Origin of the sequence: Sphingomonas asaccharolytica NBRC 15499 (assembly GCF_001598355.1) — a bacterium.
In the GTDB taxonomy this organism is placed as follows: Bacteria; Pseudomonadota; Alphaproteobacteria; order Sphingomonadales; family Sphingomonadaceae; genus Sphingomonas; species Sphingomonas asaccharolytica.
On the sequence record NZ_BCYU01000011.1, the window covers coordinates 44058 to 67143 of the forward strand.

23 protein-coding genes and 1 tRNA gene are annotated in these 23086 nt (G+C 64.6%); 13 read left to right on the forward strand and 11 right to left on the reverse strand.

From position 1 onward, the window contains the following. The first annotated feature begins 88 nt into the window (after positions 1-88). Positions 89-1927: a translational GTPase TypA gene (gene typA, locus SAS01S_RS04530; protein ID WP_066805496.1), complete on the forward strand. Its 1839-nt coding sequence runs from the start codon at positions 89-91 to the stop codon at positions 1925-1927. Positions 1928-1999: 72 nt separating this feature from the next. On the opposite strand, the gene SAS01S_RS04535 is transcribed toward typA, so the two are convergent. The 3 genes from SAS01S_RS04535 to SAS01S_RS04545 form a co-directional block, all read right to left on the reverse strand. After that, entirely contained in the window at positions 2000-2668 is a 669-nt protein-coding gene (locus SAS01S_RS04535) for a peptidylprolyl isomerase (protein WP_066805499.1), read from the reverse strand. A 184-nt stretch (positions 2669-2852) separates the two neighbouring features. Beyond that, on the reverse strand, positions 2853-4280 hold the full coding sequence (locus SAS01S_RS04540) for a GH1 family beta-glucosidase (protein ID WP_439646831.1): 1428 nt from the start codon (positions 4278-4280) through the stop codon (positions 2853-2855). A 97-nt stretch (positions 4281-4377) separates the two neighbouring features. Continuing rightward, positions 4378-5190, reverse strand: coding sequence for an SDR family NAD(P)-dependent oxidoreductase (locus SAS01S_RS04545; protein WP_066805510.1), 813 nt, complete (start codon positions 5188-5190; stop codon positions 4378-4380). Between the two features lie 73 nt (positions 5191-5263). Here SAS01S_RS04545 and SAS01S_RS04550 point away from each other — a divergent pair, with 73 nt between their 5' ends. Continuing rightward, positions 5264-5707 carry a winged helix-turn-helix transcriptional regulator gene (locus SAS01S_RS04550; protein WP_066805523.1) on the forward strand — a complete coding sequence of 148 codons (444 nt, stop codon included), beginning with the start codon at positions 5264-5266 and terminating at the stop codon, positions 5705-5707. A 56-nt stretch (positions 5708-5763) separates the two neighbouring features. Here the strand turns inward: SAS01S_RS04550 and SAS01S_RS04555 are convergent, their stop codons facing one another. The 5 genes from SAS01S_RS04555 to SAS01S_RS04575 form a co-directional block, all read right to left on the reverse strand. Beyond that, positions 5764-6657, reverse strand: coding sequence for a hypothetical protein (locus SAS01S_RS04555; protein ID WP_066805526.1), 894 nt, complete (start codon positions 6655-6657; stop codon positions 5764-5766). After that, the gene (locus SAS01S_RS04560; protein ID WP_245656742.1) at positions 6654-7253 is read right to left on the reverse strand and encodes a sigma-70 family RNA polymerase sigma factor; all 600 of its coding nucleotides are present in this window, start codon (positions 7251-7253) and stop codon (positions 6654-6656) included. Before SAS01S_RS04560 ends, SAS01S_RS04555 begins: the two co-directional genes overlap by 4 nt. A gap of 63 nt (positions 7254-7316) precedes the next feature. Further along, positions 7317-7742, reverse strand: a complete 426-nt coding sequence (locus SAS01S_RS04565) for a DUF805 domain-containing protein (RefSeq protein ID WP_066805529.1) — start codon at positions 7740-7742, stop codon at positions 7317-7319. A gap of 18 nt (positions 7743-7760) precedes the next feature. Beyond that, complete coding sequence (locus SAS01S_RS04570; RefSeq protein WP_218016246.1) at positions 7761-8249, reverse strand: P-loop nucleotide/nucleoside kinase family protein; 489 nt, start codon at positions 8247-8249, stop codon at positions 7761-7763. Then, positions 8246-8647, reverse strand: coding sequence for an EVE domain-containing protein (locus SAS01S_RS04575; RefSeq protein ID WP_066805534.1), 402 nt, complete (start codon positions 8645-8647; stop codon positions 8246-8248). The genes SAS01S_RS04570 and SAS01S_RS04575 overlap by 4 nt, the downstream gene beginning before the upstream one ends. Positions 8648-8783: 136 nt before the next feature. On the opposite strand from SAS01S_RS04575, the gene SAS01S_RS04580 reads away from it, so the two are divergent. From SAS01S_RS04580 to SAS01S_RS04590, 3 genes are all read left to right on the forward strand, one after another. Beyond that, complete coding sequence (locus tag SAS01S_RS04580; RefSeq protein WP_066805536.1) at positions 8784-9170, forward strand: hypothetical protein; 387 nt, start codon at positions 8784-8786, stop codon at positions 9168-9170. Between the two features lie 91 nt (positions 9171-9261). Beyond that, positions 9262-9534, forward strand: a complete 273-nt coding sequence (locus tag SAS01S_RS04585) for a DUF3297 family protein (protein ID WP_066805544.1) — start codon at positions 9262-9264, stop codon at positions 9532-9534. Between the two features lie 61 nt (positions 9535-9595). Beyond that, positions 9596-12403 (forward strand): bifunctional YncE family protein/alkaline phosphatase family protein, encoded by a 2808-nt coding sequence (locus SAS01S_RS04590; protein ID WP_245656743.1) that lies wholly within the window; start codon positions 9596-9598, stop codon positions 12401-12403. 46 nt (positions 12404-12449) lie between these two features. Here SAS01S_RS04590 and SAS01S_RS04595 read toward each other — a convergent pair whose 3' ends face one another. Continuing rightward, a complete protein-coding gene (locus SAS01S_RS04595; protein WP_066805548.1) occupies positions 12450-13160 on the reverse strand; it encodes a DUF3142 domain-containing protein in 711 nt (236 codons plus the stop codon). A gap of 3 nt (positions 13161-13163) precedes the next feature. Then, the gene (locus SAS01S_RS04600; RefSeq protein WP_066805550.1) at positions 13164-15257 is read right to left on the reverse strand and encodes a PA5441 family protein; all 2094 of its coding nucleotides are present in this window, start codon (positions 15255-15257) and stop codon (positions 13164-13166) included. A 251-nt stretch (positions 15258-15508) separates the two neighbouring features. On the opposite strand from SAS01S_RS04600, the gene infA reads away from it, so the two are divergent. The 8 genes from infA (at position 15509) to SAS01S_RS04635 (ending at position 20476) form a co-directional block, all read left to right on the forward strand. Beyond that, the gene (gene infA, locus SAS01S_RS04605) at positions 15509-15754 is read left to right on the forward strand and encodes a translation initiation factor IF-1 (protein WP_026325702.1); all 246 of its coding nucleotides are present in this window, start codon (positions 15509-15511) and stop codon (positions 15752-15754) included. A gap of 50 nt (positions 15755-15804) precedes the next feature. Next, positions 15805-16374, forward strand: a complete 570-nt coding sequence (locus SAS01S_RS04610; protein ID WP_066805552.1) for a Maf family protein — start codon at positions 15805-15807, stop codon at positions 16372-16374. After that, on the forward strand, positions 16367-17305 hold the full coding sequence (locus SAS01S_RS04615; protein ID WP_066805559.1) for a ribonuclease: 939 nt from the start codon (positions 16367-16369) through the stop codon (positions 17303-17305). The genes SAS01S_RS04610 and SAS01S_RS04615 overlap by 8 nt, the downstream gene beginning before the upstream one ends. Further along, the gene (locus tag SAS01S_RS22090) at positions 17302-17478 is read left to right on the forward strand and encodes a DNA gyrase inhibitor YacG (protein ID WP_084238509.1); all 177 of its coding nucleotides are present in this window, start codon (positions 17302-17304) and stop codon (positions 17476-17478) included. The genes SAS01S_RS04615 and SAS01S_RS22090 overlap by 4 nt, the downstream gene beginning before the upstream one ends. A gap of 30 nt (positions 17479-17508) precedes the next feature. Continuing rightward, positions 17509-17584 (forward strand) — tRNA-Phe (locus tag SAS01S_RS04620). Between the two features lie 442 nt (positions 17585-18026). Next, positions 18027-18875, forward strand: coding sequence for an alpha/beta fold hydrolase (locus SAS01S_RS04625; RefSeq protein ID WP_245656744.1), 849 nt, complete (start codon positions 18027-18029; stop codon positions 18873-18875). Further along, positions 18868-20001: a PAS domain-containing sensor histidine kinase gene (locus tag SAS01S_RS04630; protein WP_066805561.1), complete on the forward strand. Its 1134-nt coding sequence runs from the start codon at positions 18868-18870 to the stop codon at positions 19999-20001. The genes SAS01S_RS04625 and SAS01S_RS04630 overlap by 8 nt, the downstream gene beginning before the upstream one ends. 88 nt (positions 20002-20089) lie before the next feature. Next, positions 20090-20476, forward strand: coding sequence for a response regulator (locus SAS01S_RS04635; RefSeq protein ID WP_066805563.1), 387 nt, complete (start codon positions 20090-20092; stop codon positions 20474-20476). Between the two features lie 129 nt (positions 20477-20605). Here SAS01S_RS04635 and SAS01S_RS04640 read toward each other — a convergent pair whose 3' ends face one another. Further along, on the reverse strand, positions 20606-22681 hold the full coding sequence (locus tag SAS01S_RS04640; protein ID WP_066805574.1) for a catalase: 2076 nt from the start codon (positions 22679-22681) through the stop codon (positions 20606-20608). Positions 22682-23086 lie beyond the last annotated feature (405 nt).

Sequence of the window (23086 nt, forward strand, 5' to 3'; positions counted from 1 at the left end):
GCAGCTCCCCACGCCTCTTCCCGCACCGCACAAATTACGCTATGCGCGCCCCCGAACCCGCCTTCGGGCGCTCCAATCAGGATATCTCATGAGCCTCCGCAACGTGGCGATCATCGCCCACGTCGACCATGGTAAGACCACGCTCGTCGATCAGCTTTTCCGCCAATCCGGCACTTTCCGCGACAACCAGCGCGTCGAAGAGCGCGCGATGGACTCGAACGACCTCGAAAAAGAGCGCGGCATCACGATCCTCGCCAAGTGCACCAGCGTCGAGTGGGACGATCATGCCGGGCACAAGACTCGCATCAACATCGTCGACACGCCTGGCCACGCCGATTTCGGCGGTGAGGTCGAGCGCATCCTGTCGATGGTCGATGGCGTCATCCTGCTGGTCGATGCGTCCGAAGGCGCGATGCCGCAGACCAAGTTCGTCACCGGCAAGGCGCTCGCGCTCGGTCTCCGCCCGATCGTCGTGGTCAACAAGGTCGATCGCCCCGACGAGCGCATCCAGGAAGTGCTCGACGAAGTGTTCGACCTGTTCGTCAGTCTCGACGCGACCGACGAACAGCTTGATTTCCCGGTGCTTTATGCCTCGGGCCGCAACGGTTACGCGAACGAGGATCCGAGCTTGCGCGAAGGCACGCTCACCCCGTTGTTCGAGAAGATCGTCGAGCATGTCCCCGCCCCGTCGGCCGATCCCGACGGGCCGTTCAAGTTCCTCGTCACTCTGCTCGACCGCGACAATTTCCTGGGCCGCATCCTGACCGGCCTGATCTTCTCGGGCTCGGTCAAGACCAACCAGCAGATCCACGCGCTCGATAATGACGGTAACGTCGTCGAGACCGGCCGCGCGTCGAAGATCCTGACCTTCCGCGGGCTCGAGCGCGTGCCGACCGACGAGGCGCAGGCAGGCGACATCATCTCGATCGCGGGCCTGACGCACACCACGGTGTCCAACACGATCTGCGACCCCGAAGTGACCGAGCCGCTCCACGCGCAGCCGATCGATCCCCCCACCTTGTCGATGCGCTTCGCCGTCAACGACAGCCCGATGGCGGGCCGCGAAGGCACCAAGGTGACCAGCCGCATGATCCGCGACCGCCTGTTCCGCGAAGCCGAGAGCAACGTCGCGATCAAGGTGACCGAAGCCGCCGACCGCGACAGCTACGAAGTCGCCGGCCGCGGCGAACTCCAGCTCGGCGTGCTGATCGAGACGATGCGCCGCGAGGGGTTCGAGCTCGGCATCAGCCGCCCGCGCGTGCTGTTCGGCGAGGATGAGAGCGGCAAGAAGACCGAGCCCTACGAAACCGTCATCATCGACGTGGACGAGGAATATTCGGGCACAGTCGTCGAGAAGATGGCGATCCGCAAGGCCGAGCTGACCGACATGCGCCCGTCGGGCGGCGGCAAGACTCGCATCACCTTCTCGGCGCCCAGCCGCGGCATGATCGGCTATCACGGCGAGTTCCTGTCGGACACGCGCGGCACCGGCATCATGAACCGGCTGTTCGAGAAATACGGCCCGCACAAGGGCAATATCGAGGGCCGCAAGAACGGCGTGCTCATCTCCAACGGATCGGGCGAGGCCAACAGCTACGCGCTCGGCCCGCTCGAAGAGCGCGGCATCCTGTTCGTCGGACATGGCGAGGCCCTGTATGAGGGCATGATCGTCGGCGAGAACGCCAAGCCGGATGACCTCGAGGTCAATCCGATGAAGGCGAAGCAGCTGACCAACTTCCGCGCCTCGGGCGGCAAGGACGACGCGATCCGCCTGACCCCGCCGAAGAAGATGACGCTGGAACAGGCGATCGCCTATATCGACGACGACGAGATGGTCGAAGTGACGCCCAAGTCGATCCGGTTGCGCAAGCGCTATCTCGATCCGCATGAGCGGAAGCGCGCCAGCCGGGCGAAGCAGGCAGCGTAAGGCTGATCCTTCGATCCGACCTGTCGGTCAGCAAAGCCCCGCGCGGTTCGCATCGCGCGGGGCTTTTGCGTTTCACTTCATCCCGGCGAACAATTCCCACACTTTCGGGCGGCCGGTCGGTTTGGGCGTGCCGTCGAGCCGTTGCGCGCGGATGATCGTTACGGACTTTAGCAGCATCTGGCCTTTCATCGCGCCTTCGCCGCCGGGACTGGTCGGCATCGCCAGGATCCGCTTCACCACATCCATCCCGCCGACGATGCGGCCGAACACGGCATAGCCGGGCGATCCCGGCCGCGCGTCCATATTGGGACTGGCACCGACCATCAGCGAGAAATTGGCCGTCCCCGAATTGGGGCTGTCGTAGCGCGCCATCGAGATTGCGCCGTCGACATGGTGCAGTCCCGTCTTGCTGGTCGGCTCGAGCGGCACGGGCTCTAGCCGGCGCCGCGCATCGGTATCGATCCCGCCCTGGACGAAACCGAGATTGGGCGCCCCTTTGCGCCGCGCCGCGCGATAGAAACGGGTACCATCGAGACGGCCGTCATCGACATAAGCGAGGAAATTCGTCCCGGTCTTGGGCGCGTGCCGGACGTCGATCGCCATCGTGATCACGCCTGCCGAGGTGGTCATCCGGACACGAACGATCGGCGGCTCTTTAGGGGCGGCCGCTTTCTGCGGCGCCGCCGCCGACACAGTCGCGCCAAATGCCAAAGCCAGAACCGTCAGCTTCGCGAACCGCACATCACGTCTCCAAACACGCAGGAGCCGCCCGATAGCGTATCCGGCGTGCTCGGAAACCCCCGTTCGCCGCTAAAGTCGTTTGCAGCTTAGCTGAGACGGTGCCGGCCCGCTCCCCCACCCAACCTCCAATCAGGATATTCTATGGGAGGTCGGGTGGGGGAGCGGGCCGGCACCGCATGAGACTTCAAACGAGCGCATTGCGCCGGATCAGTTCACGATACCAGGCAGCGCTCAGCTTAGGGATGCGCTTCTGCGTCGCGAAGTCGACATAATGGATGCCGAACCTTTTGCCGTAGCCGTCGGCCCATTCGAAATTGTCCATCAGGCTCCACAGGAAATAGCCGGCCAGCGGCAATCCCTCCGAGGTGGCGCGTTGCGCTTGCCCGATGTAATTGCGCAGATACATCACCCGGTCGGCGTCATCTATCCGACCGTCGCTCACCGGATCGTCCGCCGAACAGCCGTTTTCGGTGATGTAGATCGCTTTCGGCTTCCACAAATCGGTCGTGTTGCGCACTGCCCAATATGCGGATTCAGGTCCGACGCGCAGCCAGGGCGAGGCCATGCGCGGCGACGACGCCAGCATCGGCAGGACCGAATAGCCCTGCGCATTATTGTCTGCCCGGACGAATTGCGGCGCGTAGACGTTGATCCCGACGAAATCGAGCGGGCTGCCGATCGCCTTCATGTCGCCCTCCTCGACCTTGGGCGCGGCCGCGCCCTGCGCCGTCAGGTAGCTGTCGATATAGCGCCCCTCCATCACCGCGGTCAGCGCGGCGGCATTGACCTCGCGCATCGCCTTGCGTGCCGCGTCGATATGCTCGGGGGTCTCAATTACCGGCACGGTGATGGAGGGATTGTCGGCGAGCCCGACCTTCGTCCCCGCCTTGGCGATCGCGCGGATCGCCTGGACGCCTAGGCCATGCGCCAGGACGCCGTGATGGCGCACCTGATTGACCCCGGCCGGATCGAGCTTGAGGCCGGGCGCGTGGATACCCTCTCTGTGGCCGAGATCGGTGAAGCAGGCGAATTCATTGGTCGTCATGAAATGCTTCACGCGATCGCTGAGTTTGCCCGCCACGAACCCGGCATAATCGGCAAACGCCTTGGCGGTGTCGCGCGACTGCCACCCACCAGGCAGCGCCGAGGGCAAGTCCCAGTGGAACAGGGTGACGTAGGGCGTGATGCCGTTGGCCAGCAGGTCGTCGATCACGCGGTTATAATGATCGACCCCGGCCTGGTTGGGCTGGCCGCGTCCTTCCGGGAAGATGCGCGACCAGGCGAGCGACATCCGGTAGGTCGAGACGCCGAGGTTCTTGAGCAGTTGGTGATCGTCGCGATAGCGATGATAGCTGTCACAGGCGACGTCGCCGGTGTCGCCATTCGCGACCTTGCCCGGCGTGTGCGAGAAGATGTCCCAATTGGTTTCGCCGCGACCATCTTCCTTGGCGGCGCCCTCGACCTGATAAGCCGCGGTCGCGCATCCCCATTTGAATCCCTTGGGGAAACGGCGCTCTTTCACCGCGCCGGCAGCCAGCGCCGGGTTGGCGGCCGCCATCGTTGAGAACGTTCCCAATATCGCGCCGATCTCACGCCGGGAAAACTCTGCCACGCGCCTCTCCTATTTCTGGAATCGCGCGCAGCTTAACCATGGCTGGCGGCAAATGCCAGCGTCGGCAGGGCGCCCGGCGAGCGGGCGCCCGTCCGGTTCAGACCAACGCAGGTTGGCGATAGCGGTCCGCCACCGCGCGATTGCTGAGCTTGCCGCCCAGGGCCACGCGCGATTCCTGCATTTTTTCCCATTGCGGCAAATCGGCGTCGGCGAGCGGCGGGATCGTCACGGTCTCGCGACGGTCGAACCCGGCCAGCGCCGCGTCGACCAGATCATCGACATCCATCACCCATTCGGGCGGAAACGCATTGACGTCCTTGCCCGACCGTTCCCAGATTTCGGTTCGCGTCGCGCCCGGCAGCACCGCCTGCACATAGAGCCCCTTGGCGCCATATTGCGCAGCGAGGCTCTGGCTAAGATTGAGCAGATAGGCCTTCGATCCCGAATAGACGCCGTCGAACATCTCGGTGACCAAGGCGAGGACCGAGGCCAGGTTGACGATCGACCCTTCTCCACGCGCGACGAAGGCCTTGCCCGCGGCGCCGGCCAGCACGGTCGGCGCGGTAATGTTGAGCGCGACCAACCGCTCGATCTCGACTGGATCGACCGAGATCGCATCCCCGGTCATCGACAGGCCGGCATTGTTGACCAGCAAGGTGATCGTGGGATCGACGGCGAACCGGCCCGCCACGCGCGCCAGGTCGGCGCGATCGGTGAGGTCGGCGCGAACCACCTCGATCCCGCGGCCGGTCTCGCCGCGCAGGCGCTCGGCCAGCGCCTCCATCCTGGCCTGGTCGCGTGCCACCAGGATCAAATCGTAGCCGCGATGCGCTAGGCGATCGGCATAAACCGCGCCGATGCCGGTCGACCCGCCAGTGATGAGCGCGGTCTGGTTGAGAGCTTGTGTCATCGAATTCCTCCTTCGCGCCCGGCACCGAGTCGAGCGGCTTGCATTTTGATAGTAACGTGACTATCATTTTGCAATGGACGCTGAGAAATTATCCTGGGGCATCTGCCCGGTCGGCCGCGGACTGGCACGCGCGGGCGATGCGTGGAGCATGCTGATCCTGCGCGATGCGGGGCTTGGCCAAACGCGGTTCGACGATTTTCAAAAGGGCCTGGGGATCGCCCCGAACATCCTGACCAAGCGACTGGCGGCGCTGGTCGAGGCAGGCCTGCTCGAGCGCCGACGCTATAATGACCGCCCGCCACGCGACGAATATGTCCTGACCGAAGCGGGGCGCGATTATCTACCGGTGCTGCAGGCGCTGGGGGGCTGGGCGCGCAAGCATTTCGGCGAAGGCGCGATGAGCGACCTGGTTGACGCGAACAGCGGGCGGACGGTCACGCCGCTGGTGGTCGACGCCGAAACCGGCGTGCCGCTGTCCGAGATCGCAGTGACTCTCCGCCAGCCGAGCGACGCCTGATCCGAAGCCGGCGACGGAGCTGCCGAAATTGGAGGAAGGCAGCCCCGTCTTTGCGTTCAACGCTCGGGCGCGCTTTGCCCTTCGTCGGGTCGATCGCCAGGCAACGGTTGGCCGGATCGCAACCGCATCGCGCGCCGCTGCATCCACCACTGGCGCCGCGCCTGGCGTCGTTCGAATCGCTCTTGCGGCGTAAGGGGATTGGCCATCGCCGCGTCGGGCCCGATCGTGCGGCCGGGAAGCGCGGCGTCCGGCTTGATCGGATCGCCCGCGGACGCCGCCAGCGCCGACCTCGCCTCCAGCCGTCTTTCCACTTGCGCGGCGACGCGCGGGTGGGTCGCGAGATAATCGGCCTTGAGCTTGGCGATCTCTGCCTTGCGTTCGGGCGGAGGCAGCGCCTTGATCCGCCGCCATTCGGCAACCGCCGCCTGACGCTGCGCGACAGGCATGGCGCGGAACCGGGCCATTAGCGCACGGCGCACCAGCGGTCGGTTTATCGGCAGCCCCGCCGCGATGCGCGCTTGGCGCTGCACGCGCCATTGCGGGAGCGGCGCCGATTCCAATGGTAAAACCGGTGCGGCCTCGGGTACCGCAGCCGCTACCTCAGCTTGCCCGACCGGCGCCTTGGGTTTTTCCCTGTGCACCAAATGCTTGGGCTTCTTCACCTCGGGCACGACGACGGTCCGCGTGATGCCGGGGATCGCGATCGGCAGCTTGCCGAACCAGCCGGTCGCCGCCGCGGTCGCGCTCGCCAGTACGAGCGCGCCGGCGCCGATCAGCATGCGGCCATGCGCGCGCCAGCCGCTCCGCACGGGCCGTCGCGGTGGCACACGGACCCCGGCGGTTGCCGCCGAGACGATCTCAGCAGCGAAACCGGGCCGCATCGCGGGCACCGAAACGCGGTCGAGCGCGGCACGTTCGGCGGCAGTGAAATCCATCTCGTTCGCGTTCATGACGCGACCTCCCCGGTCAACGAGGTCAGTCCCCGCGCCGCCAGCGCCGCGCGCATGGCACCGCGTGCGCGCAACAACAGCGACTCGAACGCCTTCAGGTTCAGCTCCAGCGCGTCCGCGGCCATCGAATTGGGTAACTCCTCATAATAGGTCAGCACGATCGCGGCGCGATGCCGTTCGCTGAGGTCGCCCAGCGCCGCCCTCGCCGCGCCGCGCAAGCGTCCTTCTTCGACCAGATCCTCCGCCCCCGGCGCGTCGTCGGCGCGTTCTGGCGGCTCCTCCTCGCTGGCGAAACGCCGTCGCCTGAGGCGATCGAGGCATTGGTTGACCGCGACCCGCGTCAGCCACGCCGCGATCCCCGCTTGGCCCGGCCGCCAGCGTTCGGCCGATGCCCACAAGCGCAGCAACGCTTCTTGCGCGACGTCCTCCGCCTCCGCCGCATCGCCGATCATGCGATAGGCAATGCGATGGAGCATCGCGGCATGCGCGTCGACCACGCGGCCGAACGCCACGGCGTCGCGTCCGGCGATGCGCGCCATCACCGCATCGTCGTTGTCAGCCGCCGCGGCCTCCCGCGCAGCGCTGGTGAACCTCATCAGCACGTCATCCAGTCTGGTCCTTGCCAGCTTAACGCGCGATGGCGCGATACCCTTCGCGCATCAGTTGAACACGCTGGTCAACCCTGGCCTCCCGGTGCGAGGATCAAGCCCATGAGCGTTGGGTCCACGCTTGCCGGGCAAGAGCATCATCGCCATCAGAATGAGCGAGCCGACCAGGGGCAGCGCGTGGAGAAGGACAAACCAGCCGCTCAGACTGAGGTCGTGCAACCGCCTGACCTGCACGGCGAGCATGGGCAGGACGAACAGGACGACCACGATCAGCATCGACCTGATGGCCCAGGTAAAGATTGGGTCCCGACGAGCTTCAGTAATCATCGGAGTCACGAATGCGGCGACTACAGCTGAACCGACGAAGATGCCGACCTGTAGCGTCGCGAACAGCAGGGTGAACGCCCACAGTTCACGGCGCGTCGCACGGCTGCGAAAATACATGCAACGCCGGAACGGGCCGAACAGATAGGTCATACCGCCGCTGCCTTTCGATCAATCGGCCGCGTATCGAACGATCCGGAAGCCTTCACTCCCTTCTGGCTGCGCGAAATGTGCCGTGAACTGGTCGAACTCGGCATCGCTCGCCTGGTAAGCGTGCGTCCCCGCCGCGTTTCGCGCATGGAGACGGGCGCGGCAAATATCGTCGGGCAGATCGAGGAAATGCAGCGTCGCAGTGATTCCCGCCGCATCGGCCAATCCGCGCATCCACGTCCTGCTGGCGACAGTGTTCGCCGGAAAATCCAGGATGATCGTCAGGTCACGCCGCAACAGATCGACGATCAATGGCGCGATCGCTGTCCGCAACCGCCCGCTATCGCGTCGATAATCGTCGAGCGAGGTGATCTGCGCGGGATAGAGCGTCGGCAGCCAATAGTCCTCGGCCAGCACCAACCCGCCCGTCTCCGCCGCCAGTTTCGCCGACAAGGTCGATTTGCCCGCAGCGATCTTGCCGGTGATCAGATGGAGGGCGCCTGTGCTCACCCCTGCGCCATTTCCGTCAGTACCGCCCATTCGTCATCGCGCACCGGCGTCACCGACAGTCGCGACTGGCGCAGCACCTCGATCTTGGCGAGGCGTGGTTCGGCCTTCATTTCGGCCAGCGTGACATGGTGCTTCAATGGCCTGACCGGCTTGACCGCGACCGACGCCCAGTCGCCTTTTTCGCCATCGGGTTTCCAGGTGCGCGTGATCTCCATGATCCCGGCACAGGCCTTTTCGGTGTTGGAATGATAGAGGATCGCTTGATCGCCGACCTGCATGTCCTTGAGGAAATTGCGCGCGGTGTAATTGCGGATGCCGTCCCATTCGGTGCCGCCGTCACGGATCAGATGATCCCAGCCATAGACTTCGGGCTCCGACCGCAGGAACCAGTACGCCATCCGATATCTCCCTACCTAAATCCCAAGTGAACGCCCGTCTCAGCGGCCATTCAGACCGACTCGCATAGAAGGATGCAACAGGCTCGGACAGTCTGCGTTTAGTCTGTCGGAACCGAGTGATGATTGGAGGTTCGAAATGAACAAGCTTCTGACCAAGGCCGTCCTGGGCACGACGCTCGCAGCCACCGCGCTGACCGCGGCAGCCCCGGCCGATGCCCAGCGTTATTATCATCGCTGGCACCGTGGCGGCGACAGCACCGGCGCAGCGATCGCGGGCGGCGTTGTCGGTCTGGCACTGGGCGCGGCGATCGCGTCGTCGGCGAATGACCGCTACGACCGCGATTATTATTATCGTAGCCGCGGCTATCGCGCTGATTACGATGACTATTATTATCGCGAGCGCGGCTATTATCCGACCGACGGCTATTATGCCTATCGCTATCGCGACTATCGCCATTGCTGGGTCGAGCGCCGCTATGACCCCTATTGGGATCGCAGCGTACGGGTACGCGTCTGCAACTAAGCAGCCGCCGAACTGAGCGGAACGACGCGGGAGGCTTCGGCTCTCCCGCGCCGTTTGCATTTTGGGCGCGGTCGCGGCAATAGCCCGCGCCATGACCGATACGCCCCCCGATCATTTGTCGAGCAATCCGCGCAGCCCGTTCTTCAACCAGGACGCGTTGCAGCGCGGCGTCGGCATCCGCTTCAAGGGTGCCGAGCGCACCGATGTCGAGGAATATTCGATCTCGGAAGGCTGGGTCCGGGTCGCGCTCGGCAAGAAAGTCGATCGCCACGGCAACCCGCTGACGATCAAGCTGTCGGGCCCGGTCGAGGCCTATTTCCATACCGGCGCGGACTCAGACGAGGGCTCGGACGAAGCCGAATAGGGCTACGTCATCGAAGCGTAGCAACCGCGTCCTATCCGCCCCGGATGAACGGGAGACGTGAATGAGGATGCGCGCGCTAATCGGACTAGTCGCCGGGCTTGGCGCGGCGGCATCCGCGCAGCAATTGCCGACCGGCCAGTCGCTCACCCCGCTCGCCGCGCCCGGTGCGGTGTTCCGTCCGCTGGTGTCGCGGGTCGGTCCGCATCCCGATTATGTCGCCGACGGTGCTGCGGCGATCGCGGTCAGTCCCGATCGTCGCGAGATGCTGGTGCTGACCAGCGGGTTCAATCGTTTCAACGGCCCCGACGGCAAGATCGTCGACGCCCAATCCGGCCAATATGTCTTCGCCTACCGCATCGGCCGGGCCGGCGCGCGGCTGGAGCAGACGTTGGTCGTGCCCAACGCCTATTCAGGCGTCGCCTGGATGCCCGACGGGCGAGGCTTCGCGGTCGGCGGCGGGGTCGACGACGTCGTTCATCTGTTCCGCCGCGGCAAGACCGGGTTCGCGCCCGCGAGCAGCCCAATCAAACTCGGCCATCCGACCGGCAACGGCGTCGACGTCAAACCACAAGCAGCCGGGGTCGCGATCAGCCCCGACGGCAAGCGCTTGCTGGTCGCCAATTATTATAATGATTCGGTCACGCTGATCGACCTCGCGACCCATGCGATTATTGCCGAACAGGATTTGCGGCCCGGCAAGATCGACCCAGCCGCGGCGGGGCAGCCCGGCGGCGAATTCCCCTTCGCGATCGTGTGGCGCGATAACAACCGCGCCTATGTCTCGGCACCGCGCGACCGGCAGATCGTCGCGCTCGATGTCCCCGGCCGGTCGATCCGCGTCGTCAAACGGATCGCGACGACCGGCGAGCCGACCGCGTTGCTGATTGCGCCGCGCACCCGCCGCCTCTACGCCACCGAGGACAATGCCGATCGCCTGGCGATCGTCGATCTGGCGACCGACACGCTCGCCGGCGAGCCACGGCTCGGGCTGCCCGACAGCTTGTCGTCGGGCCAGCTCGGCAAGGGGCTGAACCCCAATGGCCTCGCGCTCACGCCGGCTGGGACGTTGCTCGTCACTTATGGCGGGATCAACGCACTGGCGATGGTCACCCCCGGCGCATCGACCGCCGAAGTGGTCGGCGTCGTGCCGACCGGCTGGTATCCTAGCGCGGTTGCCACCAGCGCCGACGGCACGCGCGTCTTCGTCGTCAACCGCAAGAGCCCGCCCGGCCCCAATCCGCGCGGCTGCGCGCCCAAACTGGCGGTTGAGAAGGCGCAGCCGAGCGCATGTGGCGCGGCCAATCAGTACATCTTCCAGCTCGAAAAAGCCGGGCTGCTGCAGTTCGCGATGCCCGATGGCCGTGCGCTGGCGAAGACCACGCTGCAGGTCGCCGACAATATCGGCCTGTCGAATGCCACTGCCCGCCGAGCCGCCGAAGCGCGGATGGTCGAGGTCGCCAAGCGCATCAAGCATGTCGTCTTCATCGTGAAGGAAAACCGCACCTATGATCAGGTGCTCGGCGACCTCGAGGTGGGCAATGGCGACCCCAGTTTGGCAATCCTGGGCGAGGCGCTGAGCCCGAACCATCACGACATGGCGCGCGACTTCGTCACGCTCGACAATTTCTACGATTCAGGCGAGCAATCGAGCACCGGCTGGACCTGGACCACCGCCGGACGCGTCCCCGATCTGCTCGAAAAGACCGCGCCGGTGAACTATGCGGCGCGCGGGCTAGCCTATGAATCGGAGGAAGCGGATCGCAACGTTGCGACCAGCCTGACCCTCGCCGAGCGCCGCAAGGCCGATCCCCGCCATCCCGACGATCCCGATCTGATGCCAGGCCCCGCTCTGCTCAACGCGCCCGATGCCGATGACGACAAGCTCCCGGGCCAAGGCTATTTGTGGAACGCGGCGATCCGCGCCGGGCTGACCGTGCGCAATTACGGTTTCGCCGATGCCTCGGTGTACGACAGCGAGTCGCCCGGTTTCGTCCCGCTGTTGCGTGAGCCGTTCAAGGACAAGCGCACGATCTGGACCCCCGCTGACCGCGACCTCGCCAGCCGCAGCGATCCCTATTTCCGCGGCTTCGACCAGAAACTCCCCGATTATTGGCGCATGCTCGAATGGCGGCGCGAATTCGACCAGCAGGATAAGGCGGGGACGATGCCTGCGCTGACGCTGCTGCGGCTCAGCCACGACCATTTCGGCGACTTCAAGGAAGCCGTCGACGGCGTGAATACGGTCGAGACTGAAATGGCCGACAATGATTATTCGCTCGGCATGGTGCTCGAACGCATCGCCAACAGCTCGTTCAAGGACTCGACCCTGGTGTTCGTGATCGAGGACGATGCCCAGAATGGCGGCGATCATGTCGACGCGCGGCGCAGCATCGCCTTCGTCGTCGGGCCGTATGTCAAGCAACACGCGCTGGTCACCACCCGCTACACCACGGTCAGCATGCTGCGCACGATCGAGGCGGTGCTCGGCCTGCCGCCGCTCGGGCTCAACGACGCGCTAGCGGCGCCGATGGCGGATGTGTTCGACCTGAACCAAAAGGACTGGGACTTCCGCGCGCGCGCCGCCGATGTGCTGCGCGGGACCAAACTACCGATCCCGGCCGACCGCTTCGCCGCGAAGACAACCGCCAATATCTGCCCGCCGCGCGATGCCGGCTGGTGGGCGGCGGCGATGCAGGGCCAGAACTTTACCAGCGAGGACCGGCTCGACACGCCGCGCTTCAATGCGGCGCTGTGGCGCGGGCTCGCGGATGGGCCGGAGCCGCAGGCGCGGAGCGGCGCGGATTTGCGGGCGAACCGCGCCGGCTTGCTGCAGAAGGGTCTGGCTAAGCGAGCGTGTCCGGTGTCTTAAGTTAGAGCCCCTCTCCTGAAGGGGAGGGACTAAACAGCCCAAACGCCTAATCCGGATTCCGCAGGAAGATCACATACCCCCGAAACCACGGATTGGCCTCCAGCCCAGGCGGCGGCTGCCACTCGCCCCCCTGAAGCAACCCAATCCGAAACGGCAGCTTCAGCCGATCAAGCTTGGCGAGATACGCCTGATACCCAGGGATGACGTGGCGTCCCTGATAGATCTGCAGCACCGCCTCATCGATCACGCCGGCCAGCGCATCGAGCCCCTTGGGATCGCCGTTCGCGCTCCAGTCGAGCAGCCCAGTGATCCCCAGCCGGCAATCGCGCGGCAGCCGCCCGCGCAAGCCCCGTAGAAACGCGGCATAATCTTCCAGATGTCGCGTTCGTGCGTCGAAATCGATCTGCACGCCGACGACGCGATTGCCCGCCGCGCGCCACCGCCCCAGCGCCGCGAGCAATTGGTCATAGATGGCGGGCGACCAGGCGAGTGTCTCGACCCGCACCACCATCCAGACCTCTCGATTGCCCAGCCGCGGGATTGCCGCGCGTTGCGCTGCGTAGCGAACCGGGTCGGTCGCCTCGATTTGGCCCTGCAAAAGATACAATCGCTTGGCCGTCGCCAGCGCGGGCTGGGCCCTCACCCCAGCCCATAGCCACACGGCGTCATAAGCAGGCGCCTCCGCCCGCTCGCGCGCGATCGGGACCGGCAGCAGCGCGGTGCCCAGGGCCACGATCGCGATGACGGCGCGGATCACCGCCTACCAATAATAACGCAGCTCGCTCGCCCAGCGCGACTTGGGGTAATCGCTCTTCAGCCGCGCGAACCACGCCTTGCGCACGTTCTTGTCGACATCGACCCCGCCGCACGAATTGTTCCCCGAGGGTGCATAGCAATTGACCGCACGGAACAAGGCATAGGCCTTGTCGTCACCGGGCGCCTTGGGGTCGGCGACGATCGACTTATACACCTCCAGCCGCGAATAGACCGGCCCGGCGAAGAGCGTCTTCGTCCCGCCGAGATCCTGTTTGGGCGGCTGGGTGTCGAGCACAAACTGGTCGAACCCATTGGCGCGGAAGAAGTCGGCCAGGCACAGCCGGGCATGTGCACTACCTGGCGTCGCGGCGAGATCCGATGCGACGCGCTTGAGCGTCGGGCAGTCGATGTCCGTAGGCTGGGTCGGCTTGAGGAACAGGCCGAGCGGCAATGCCTGCGACCCCAGCAGATCATAGAAATTGGTGTCGGCCGCCGCACCCGCCGGCACCAGCGCGACGTCGGTGCCGAAATCGCGATATGCGCCGCGGCTCAATTCCTTGTAAAGCAAGGTGAACAGCGCAAGCTGGCGTTCGTGCGGCGCCTTCGCCCCGGTCGCCTGTTTGCGAAGCAGCCCGGCATCGGCGACGTTCTTCAGCAAGATACCGCGCAACATCGCGTCGTCGACTGGCGAGTCGGGTGCGAATACCCGCGTCAGCCCGTTCGTGCGCTCGTCATGCCAGGCAAGCGCGAGTTCGAGCGCCGAATGCTGCGCATCAAGTTTCGCGCCCGGCAGCATTTCAAGCCAGAAACCACGCGCGTTGCGATCGCCGACCGCCTCCAGCGCCATGCCGCGCAGCATCTGGCGGCTGAACTGGACCTCATTGAAGCTCGATTGCCGCGCCGCGTCGGGGATCAGCTTGAGCACCTCGGCCGGCTTCTTGCCGACATAGAATTGGTGCGCGGCGACAAGATAGTCGAACAACGGCTGGTTGCCGGCGAACGCGCCGCGCTGGCCAGTGATCTCGTCGAGCGTGATCGGATGGGTACAGCATCCCGCGCTGACCTCGTCGTCCGCCATCCGCATCCGTTTGAGGTCAAGCACCGCTAGCAGAGTCGGATCGCGCGTGTCACCGATCGTCAGATCGGGAAGCAGCTTGGTGTCCATCTCCTCGGCGAGATCGACGTCGTTGAGCCCGCGCGACGCCGCAGGCTGCACGAACAGCGCGACATATTGCTGCGCGAGCAGATCGCGCTTGCTGCCGAACCAATAGACTCGCCGCAGCAATCCCCGCGCCGATGCAGCATAGAGCCCCTTGGGATAGTCCTTGAGATAGGCGTGCAAGCCGGCATCGGCCGCGGCGACGACCTTCTGGTCGACCGTCTTGAAGTCCTTGGGATTACCATATTCGTCGAACAGTCCGACCTGGATGCGGTTCACCTCGACCCGCGCCGCCATGTAGCGCGCGGTTTCGCGTAGCCAGCCGTCGCGCGCGCCGCCAAGGCTGGCGAACCGCGTTCCCGCCGCGTCGAAATCGCCGTCGTAAAAAGCCTGTGCGCCGGCGAGATAGGCGGCGAACGCCTGGCCCGCGGGCGACTTCACTTGCCCGTCGAGCGCAGTGCTCGCACTCGCGCCGGACTTGGCGCAATCGGGGCTGAGCGCCTTGCGCGCCGCGATCAGCGCGACGCCCTCGCCAGCCGGCAATTTGGCCGCGTTGACCGCCGTCTCGAACGCTGCCGCGCCGCTGCCATTGGTCCGGCAGCGCGACCCTTCGCCCGAGGAATAATCGCTGTCGCTATTGTCCGGGCGAGCAGCCAGCCAGCCCGACAACGTGCGCCAATCGAACAAGGCGCCGAGCGGTTGCGGCGGCGCGCCCTCGCCCGGCCTGGGCAGCGACCCGCGGCGATCGAACAGCAACATGGTGAGGTTGGTTCGCGTGTCGTTGCCAGGCCCGAGCATCGCCATGTCGTCGCAGCCGGTCAGGTTCGCGTGGCTCAGCCGCCAACTCGGCGAACACCCGAAATCGCCGCTGGCATCGGCGGGCAGCGGCACGGCGAAACAGGCTGCGAGCGCGGCAAGCGAAACGCAAAGACGACGCATGGTAAAACCCCCGGCGAATGACCAAGCGGCAAAAATGACACGCGGCCAGCGCCTTGCCTAGGCGATTTGCGTCATCGTAAGCACTTTCGCGCAATTCTTGGCAGGCGCCTTTGCACTTGTCGCCCAGGAGCGCGATCGCCATATCCACGATGCGCTTCCCAACCCAGCACGGCAGCGCAGCTTCCCTTTTCGTTCCCCATCCGCTAAGGGCGCCCGTCACGCGGCGCGCCCGCATACTCACGAGGCATTGTTTGGCTAAAGAAGAACTTCTCGAAATGCGTGGCCAGGTAGTTGAACTGCTGCCCAACGCCATGTTCCGCGTCCGGCTGGAAAACGACCATGAGATCCTGGGTCACACCGCCGGCAAGATGCGCAAGAACCGCATCCGCGTGCTGGTCGGTGACGAGGTTCTCGTCGAACTCACGCCTTACGACCTGACCAAGGGTCGCATCACCTATCGCTTCATGCCGGGCCGCGGCGGACCGGGGCCGCAATAATGCCCCGTCACCCCAGCGAACGCTGGGGTCTCTTGCCGCAGCTCGTCGCAATGAAGCTCGTTCTCGCCTCGACCAGCCCTCGCCGCCGCGAATTGCTCGCGCGGATCGGGATCGTGCCTGCGCGCCTGGCCGCGCCCGATATCGACGAGACGCCGCTCAAGGGCGAAGCGCCGCGCGCTTATGTCGCGCGCCTCGCCGAGAACAAGGCGCTGGCGGTCGAGCACGCGCCCGATGAGATCGTATTGGCCGGCGACACCACCGTGGCGGTCGGGCGCCGTATCCTGGAAAAGCCGGTCGACGAGGCCGATCTGCGCCGCATGCTCGGGCTGATGTCGGGGCGGCGGCACCATGTCTTTTCAGGCGTGTGCGTGATTGGGCCCGATGGCCGCCCGCGCGTCCGCGTCGCCGACACGATCGTCGCGTTCAAGGCACTCTCTCCTGCCGAGATCGACTGGTACGTCGCCAGCGGCGAAGGCATGGGCAAGGCTGGCGGCTATGCCATCCAGGGCAAGGCGGAAGCGTTTGTCCGTTACCTGGCGGGCAGCCATTCCAACGTCGTCGGCCTGCCGATCTTCGAAACGCGCGCCTTACTGACCTCGGCAGGCCTTCCGCTTGGCTGAGTGGCTGTATGAGGCCGGGATCGGAGAAGCGCGCGCCGCTTTGGTCGACGATGGCCGGATCATCGAGGCGCGGATCGAGCGGCCGGGCGGGCTCAAGCTCGGCGCGGTGCTGAAAGGCCAACTCATCGAGCGTGTCGCGACCGGCCTGAGCCGGGTCGAAACGCCGCACGGAGCTGCAATAATCGAGCGCTTGCCGCCCGGCATCACGCTGGGCGCGCGATTGACGGTCGAGGTCGTGCGTGAACCGATCCCGGAGCCCGGCCGCCTCAAGCTCGCCAAGGTCACGGCAAGCGAGGCCGAGCCGCGCGAGGCCGACGATCTGCTGGCACAGTGCCAGGCAAGCGGCTCTCCGGTCCGCCCGTTGCGCGCGCACGAACCCGATGCGCTCGAGGCCGCAGGTTGGTCCGAGGTCCTCGACGAGGCGGAGGCTGGCGAGATCGCCTTTATCGGCGGCGCGCTGCGGATGTCACCGACCCCGGCGATGACGCTGTTCGACGTCGACGGCCCCGGCGCCCCTGCCTCGCTCGCGCTCGCGGCGGCGCGCGCGGCGGCGCTGGCGATCGTCCGGCTCGATATCGGCGGATCGATCGGGATCGACTTTCCGACGCTGGGCAACAAAGCCGAGCGCCGGGCGGCGGCCGAGGCGATCGATGCCGTCTTGCCCCAACCGTTCGAGCGTACCGCGATCAACGGGTTCGGCTTCCTTCAGATTGTCCGCCCGCGCCGCCGCGCCTCGCTCCCGGAATTGCTCCGCGCCGACCCTGTCGCCGCCGCGGCACTGGCCCTGTTGCGCGCGATCGAACGCACGCCGCCGCCGGTGCCGCCGGTCCAGTCCGCCGGACCGCGCGTCGCCGCCTGGCTGGCCGCGCATCCCGAGCTGGTCGCCGAGTTGTCGCGGCGGACCGGCGTCCCCATCTCGTTCACGTCATGACCAAGGCCAATAGCTGCCCGCTCTGCGGCAACATCACCGACCCCGCACACAAGCCGTTCTGCAGCCGGCGCTGCAAGGACCGCGACCTGCTGCAATGGCTGGGCGAAGGATATCGTATCCCGGCGGGACCTGCCGACCCGGAAGCACTGGACAGCGGTGTTTCGAGCGATTAGAGGCCGCGTCTTCCGCGCTTAGCCGGATATGCCCAAGTAGCTCAGTTGGTAGAGCATGCGACTGAAAATCGCAGTGTCGGTGGTTCGATTCCGCCCTTGGGCACCATTCCCTTCCAGTCTCCAGAACACAATAATCGTGTCGTTTCGCGCATGAGAGGTGAACTTCGCTCCCATAAGCGGTCAGCTCGGCATCGCGCCTTGTTGAGGCGTCAAAAAACCCGCCCGCGAAATCGCGCCTTATGGGAAAGACCTGTGCGCGGTGATTGCAGGCGATCATAAACCCGAATCCGGAGACGGTCGCGAAGCGGCGGCTTCGCGCCCTAATATCGGCCGTTCATAGACAGTTCCGACATGCCGAAAAGCTGCCAATCTTGGTCGAATCGTTAGGCTGAAGGCTAGCGCGAACGTTTGAGCCGCCCGGCAACCGCCCTCCGGCCCGACGGTGTAATGCACATCATAGGAGTCTGGCCGAAGCAGTGTTAGACATTGCGGTCCAACGCTCCGCGACAGTCCTGTCTGCGCGACCGTTCATCGGCTCGGAGCCCAATATGCCTGCGATTCCTTTCGCCGACATGCCGGACAAATCCCCTGTCCTGTCGAACAATGAGTCCGACATCGTGTCGCGGCTGAACGCTCGTTTGGTGGGCCAAGGCACCAAGACCATGATGTTTGCGCACGGGTTCGGATGCGATCAGAATATGTGGCGGTATGTCGCGCCCGCTTTCGAAGCGAAGTTTCGTACCGTTGTGTTCGACTATGTCGGAGCGGGCGGTTCGGACATTGCAGCCTATGACGCCGCAAAATACGCATCGCTGAACGGCTATGCCGATGACGTTATCGCACTCGCCCACGCGCTCGACATACGCGGCGGGATCTTCGTCGGGCATTCCGTCAGCGCAATGATCGGGATGATCGCGGCGCGGCGGGCGCCCGAACTCTTTTCGGAGCTCGTGCTGGTCGGACCCTCACCCCGCTACGTCGACGATGGCGAATATGTCGGAGGCTTCAGCGAGGACCAGATCCTCGAACTGCTGGACTTTCTCGACAGCAATCACATGGGCTGGTCGCAAACGATGGCACCGGTGATCATGGGCAATCCCGATCGCCCCGAGCTTGCTGAGGAACTGACCAACAGCTTCTGCCGGACCGACCCGGACATCGCCAAGCGCTTCGCCCGCACCACCTTCCTGTCCGACAATCGCGACGACTTGGGCGCGGTCGATGCGCGCGTGCTGATCCTCCAGTGCCGCTATGATTCGATCGCGCCGGTCGCGGTCGGAGAATATGTCCATCGGGCGGTGCCGGGCAGCAAGCTGGTAATGCTGGATGCGACTGGGCATTGCCCCAACCTGAGCGCGCCGGACGAGACGATTGCCGCGATCAAAGCCTTTGTCTGAACGTGCCTCGTCCGAGGGCGCTGCAGAAGCCGCGACCGACTTCGAGGACCTCTTCGAAAGCGCGCCCTGTGGATATCTCTCCACCGACAAGGACGGCCGCATCATCCGGGCGAACCAGACCTTCGCAAGCTGGACCGGTTTCACTACTGAGACCCTCGCCACCAAGCGCCTGTCCGACCTTCTGACCGTCGCCGGGCGGATCTTTTACGAAACGCATTTTGCGCCGATGCTGCATATCCAGGGCAGCTTCAACGAAGTAGCGCTCGACCTGCTGACGTCGCAGGGACGCAAGCTTCCCGTGATCGTCAACGCGGTCGAGCGTCGCGATGACGCGGGACATCCTGCTTTCATTCGCTTCACGCTGTTCGTCGCCGCCGAACGCCGGTCGTACGAACTCGGCCTGCTCGAAGCGCGCGACACCGCGCAGGCGACGGTGGCCGCCGAACGCGCGGATTCAGAACTGCGCGAACAGTTCATCGCGGTGCTCGGACATGACCTCCGCAACCCGTTGGCCGCGATCGCCAGCGGCGTGAGAATGCTTGAGCGCGAGAAATTGGGGGAGCGTGGGCGCACCGTCTTGTCGCTCATGGAGGGCAGCGTCGTGCGTGCCGCCGGGCTGATCGACAATGTCCTCGACTTTGCGCGTGGTCGCTTGGGCGGCGGTATCACGCTGTCGCGCGACGCCAGTGAACCGCTAGAGCCGGTGCTGCGCCAGGTCGTCGCGGAACTTCGTGCCATTGCCCCTGATCAAGAAGTCGAAGCCCACTACTCGATAAACGATCCGGTAAATTGCGATCGGGTCAGGATTGGCCAGCTCCTCTCGAACCTTCTGGGGAACGCGCTAACGCACGGCGCAAAGGACCAGCCTGTGCGGGTCGAGGCGACGACAAACGCCGACACGCTGACGATCGCTGTGACCAATGGCGGCGCCCCGATACCTGCATCCGCCATGGCGCGCTTATTTCACCCATTTCAGCGCGGCGATGATCGGGTCCGCCACCAAGGGCTGGGATTGGGCCTGCATATCGCCTCCGAGATTGCCAACGCGCATGGCGGGTCGCTCACAGTACGGTCGGACGAGACCGACACTCGCTTCACTTTTACGATGCCGCTAATCGTTCCATGAAAGTATTTCCGAAATAATCGGCCAGCTTCTGAACATCGCATCACGTCAAGCATTCTTTCATCCCGGGCTGACCCGGCGGGAGAACCTGATGTCGAGCGCCCGGTGCGAGACCGTTGTTTTGGTCGTCGAAGATGAAATGCTTGTGCGGATGCATGGCGTCGGCATTCTGGAGGATGCGGGGTTCAAGGTTCTGGAGGCCGCGAATGCCGATGAAGCTTTGGCGATACTCGATAAGCACGACGACGTTCGACTGCTGTTTTCGGACGTCGATATGCCCGGCACCATGGATGGGCTCGAACTCGTCCGTTTGGTGCATAACCGCTGGCCGGCTATTCGGTTGCTACTGACATCGGGCCATCGTCATCTAAAAAACGACAGCCTGCCGGATAACGGCGAGTTCGTGCGAAAGCCGTGGTCGGAATCCGTACTAATCCAAAAGGTCCAGAGTGTGCTTGAGCCGGCGTCGTCAAACTAACGGCGGCCGTTCAGATTAAAAGGCTGGGCCACAGGTCGGCTTCGCACTCCTTGTTAGCCGCTCACGCCGCTGCGTAATGGCCTTGGAAGCCGGCACAGTTCTGAAGTCACGTCCAAGATCAGCATCGGTTTATGCCAAGCTCCTGACACTTGGCTCCCGTGCGTAAAACCTCCTCGTCGCCGCAGTAATAAACGCAGCGTCCAATCCGGTCACGCCCTCGTCCGGCATAACACCGGCCTTGTCGAGCAACGGCTGGGCGGCGTCGCTGGCACCGATCGCCTTAAGGTGACCGAATGCGTCCATCACCCATTGCACCGCCGCCGCCTCCTTGAGCAACGCTGCGCAGCCTGCTTCGGACAATAGCACGACCACCGCATCGAAGATCTGCGAAGGCGACCCGGCGAGCTGACCGTCGGCCTTCCTCATGCTGCCGTCCGACAGCTTTGCTCCGCCGATCTTGGGCGCGACGACCACCGCCTTGCCCTTGGCCTTGATTACTGCCGCGACGAGCGATTTGAGCGCGTCGGCGTCGGTCCCGTCGGCGATCAAGATGCCGATCGCGCGGCCTTCCAGCGTGTCCTTCATCTTCTTGTGGATCGACAGCGCGTCGGACGGCGCCATGTTGACCGGCTCCCGCGCGGCCTTCGCCTTCTTGGGGAGAGGCAGGCCGAGCCCATCGGCGACGCGTTTGGCGAATTCCTCATCTACGTTACGCAGATTGGCGAGCATCCGCAGCGGCACCTGGTCGAGCAGCCCGACTTTCGACAGCTCGAACACGAACGAGGAAGCGATGTGCGCTTGCTCGCTCTCGGTCTGCGATTTGAGAAACAGCCGCGCCTGGCTGTAATGGTCGGCGAACAATTCGGGACGGATGCGCAGTTTGTCGCCGGTTTCGTCAGGGCCGGTCGCGGCATTAGCCGTGGCGAAACCCTTTTCAGCGCTTTCGCGGGGACCACCGTCCTCGCCGTGGTCCGCCAGGCTGTTCGGTTCGTAATTGCCGCGGCCCTTAGGAACCATCGTCTGCATCATGCCGTCGCGCTGGAAATTGCCGAACGGGCAGCGCGGGGCGTTGACTGGGATCTGATGAAAATTGGTAGTGCCCAGCCGCGACTTCTGCGTGTCGAGGTAACTGAACAGCCGTCCTTGGAGGAGCGGGTCATTCGAGAAGTCGATCCCCGGCGGGATGTTGGTCGGTAGGAATGCGACCTGTTCGGTCTCCGCGAAGAAATTGTCGACATTGCGGTTGAGCGTCATCCGCCCGATCACCCGAAGCGGCACATCCTCCTCGGGGATCAACTTGGTTGCGTCGAGCACGTCGTACGGCTGGGCCTCGGCGAATTCCTGGTCGAACACCTGGATCGCCAGCTCCCATTGCGGGAATGCACCAGTGTCGATCGCTTCGAACAGGTCACGGCGGTGATAATCGTTGTCGGCGGCCTGAAGCTTGAGCGCCTCGTCCCAGATTGTCGACTGAATGCCGAGCGTGGGGCGCCAATGAAACTTGACGAAGCTGGCCTCGCCGGCGGCGTTGACCAGCTTGAAGGTGTGGACCCCGAACCCTTCCATCATCCGCAAGCTTCGCGGTAGCGTGCGGTCCGACATCGCCCAAAACAGCATGTGCGTAGTCTCTGGCGTCAGCGATGCGAAATCCCAGAACGTATCGTGAGCGCTGCCCGCCTGCGGATAAGCGCGGTCGGCTTCCATTTTCACCGAATGGACCAAGTCGGGAAACTTGATCGCGTCCTGGATGAAGAACACCGGAATATTGTTGCCAACCAAATCCCAATTGCCCTCACGGGTGTAGAATTTGACCGCGAAACCGCGCACGTCGCGCGGCGTGTCGACCGATCCCGCGCCGCCCGCCACGGTCGAGAAGCGCGCGAACACTTCGGTTTTCTCACCCTTGGTAAAGACGGCCGCCTTCGACAGGTCGGAAATATCGTCGGTCGCTTCAAACACGCCGTGCGCGCCCGAGCCGCGAGCGTGAACGATGCGCTCTGGAATACGCTCATGATCGAAGTGAAAAATCTTCTCCCGAAGGACAAAATCCTCAAGCAGGGTCGGACCGCGCACGCCGCTCTTCAAGCTGTTCTGATTGTCGGAAACCGCGACCCCGTGGTTCGTCGTCAGAATAGGGGTAGCGCCATTAGCTGTCTGGTGGGTTTCGCCGCCGTTACCGGTCGCACGCTGAGCTTTATCGGCCATGAAAATCCTTCATCGCCGGGAGTCGGCTTGAAGTGTCAACGCGGCTAGTCCTCTTGAGGGCCCGAGTTACGTCGCCGACATACAGACAATCGTGCTGATCCCGATCAGGCTAAGGGCGGCCCAGCGCCCTAATCACGGCCGTTCAGTCGTTTCTCGTTGGCACCCCCAAAGGCACCGGTTCGACGAACGCTCCCCGATGACCGCGTTGGATGGATTCCGGAATCTCGGCTTTCCGGAGCATTGCGCGTTGCTTTGGCTATGCTCCTGTTCAGTCCCAAGCGGTCGCCGAGCGCGTTGCCGAGGAAGGCGGAAGGTGCCGGCGCTCAGCCTCGCAGACCGGCGCGCTGGATTTATCAAGCCGTTGAAGCATCGCGGTAAATACCTAGGATACCGGTACCAGCCCAG

Bases quoted from the DNA above. Each gene is read 5' to 3' on its own strand.
- typA (WP_066805496.1), top strand. From the start codon at position 89: ATGAGCCTCCGCAACGTGGCGATCATCGCCCACGTCGACCATGGTAAG.
- SAS01S_RS04545 (WP_066805510.1), bottom strand. From the start codon at position 5,190: ATGACACAAGCTCTCAACCAGACCGCGCTCATCACTGGCGGGTCGACC.
- SAS01S_RS04550 (WP_066805523.1), top strand. From the start codon at position 5,264: ATGGACGCTGAGAAATTATCCTGGGGCATCTGCCCGGTCGGCCGCGGA.
- SAS01S_RS04555 (WP_066805526.1), bottom strand. From the start codon at position 6,657: ATGAACGCGAACGAGATGGATTTCACTGCCGCCGAACGTGCCGCGCTC.
- SAS01S_RS04560 (WP_245656742.1), bottom strand. From the start codon at position 7,253: ATGAGGTTCACCAGCGCTGCGCGGGAGGCCGCGGCGGCTGACAACGAC.
- SAS01S_RS04565 (WP_066805529.1), bottom strand. From the start codon at position 7,742: ATGACCTATCTGTTCGGCCCGTTCCGGCGTTGCATGTATTTTCGCAGC.
- SAS01S_RS04575 (WP_066805534.1), bottom strand. From the start codon at position 8,647: ATGGCGTACTGGTTCCTGCGGTCGGAGCCCGAAGTCTATGGCTGGGAT.
- SAS01S_RS04580 (WP_066805536.1), top strand. From the start codon at position 8,784: ATGAACAAGCTTCTGACCAAGGCCGTCCTGGGCACGACGCTCGCAGCC.
- SAS01S_RS04585 (WP_066805544.1), top strand. From the start codon at position 9,262: ATGACCGATACGCCCCCCGATCATTTGTCGAGCAATCCGCGCAGCCCG.
- SAS01S_RS04590 (WP_245656743.1), top strand. From the start codon at position 9,596: ATGAGGATGCGCGCGCTAATCGGACTAGTCGCCGGGCTTGGCGCGGCG.
- SAS01S_RS04600 (WP_066805550.1), bottom strand. From the start codon at position 15,257: ATGCGTCGTCTTTGCGTTTCGCTTGCCGCGCTCGCAGCCTGTTTCGCC.
- SAS01S_RS04610 (WP_066805552.1), top strand. From the start codon at position 15,805: ATGAAGCTCGTTCTCGCCTCGACCAGCCCTCGCCGCCGCGAATTGCTC.
- SAS01S_RS22090 (WP_084238509.1), top strand. From the start codon at position 17,302: ATGACCAAGGCCAATAGCTGCCCGCTCTGCGGCAACATCACCGACCCC.
- SAS01S_RS04625 (WP_245656744.1), top strand. From the start codon at position 18,027: ATGCCTGCGATTCCTTTCGCCGACATGCCGGACAAATCCCCTGTCCTG.
- SAS01S_RS04635 (WP_066805563.1), top strand. From the start codon at position 20,090: ATGTCGAGCGCCCGGTGCGAGACCGTTGTTTTGGTCGTCGAAGATGAA.
- SAS01S_RS04640 (WP_066805574.1), bottom strand. From the start codon at position 22,681: ATGGCCGATAAAGCTCAGCGTGCGACCGGTAACGGCGGCGAAACCCAC.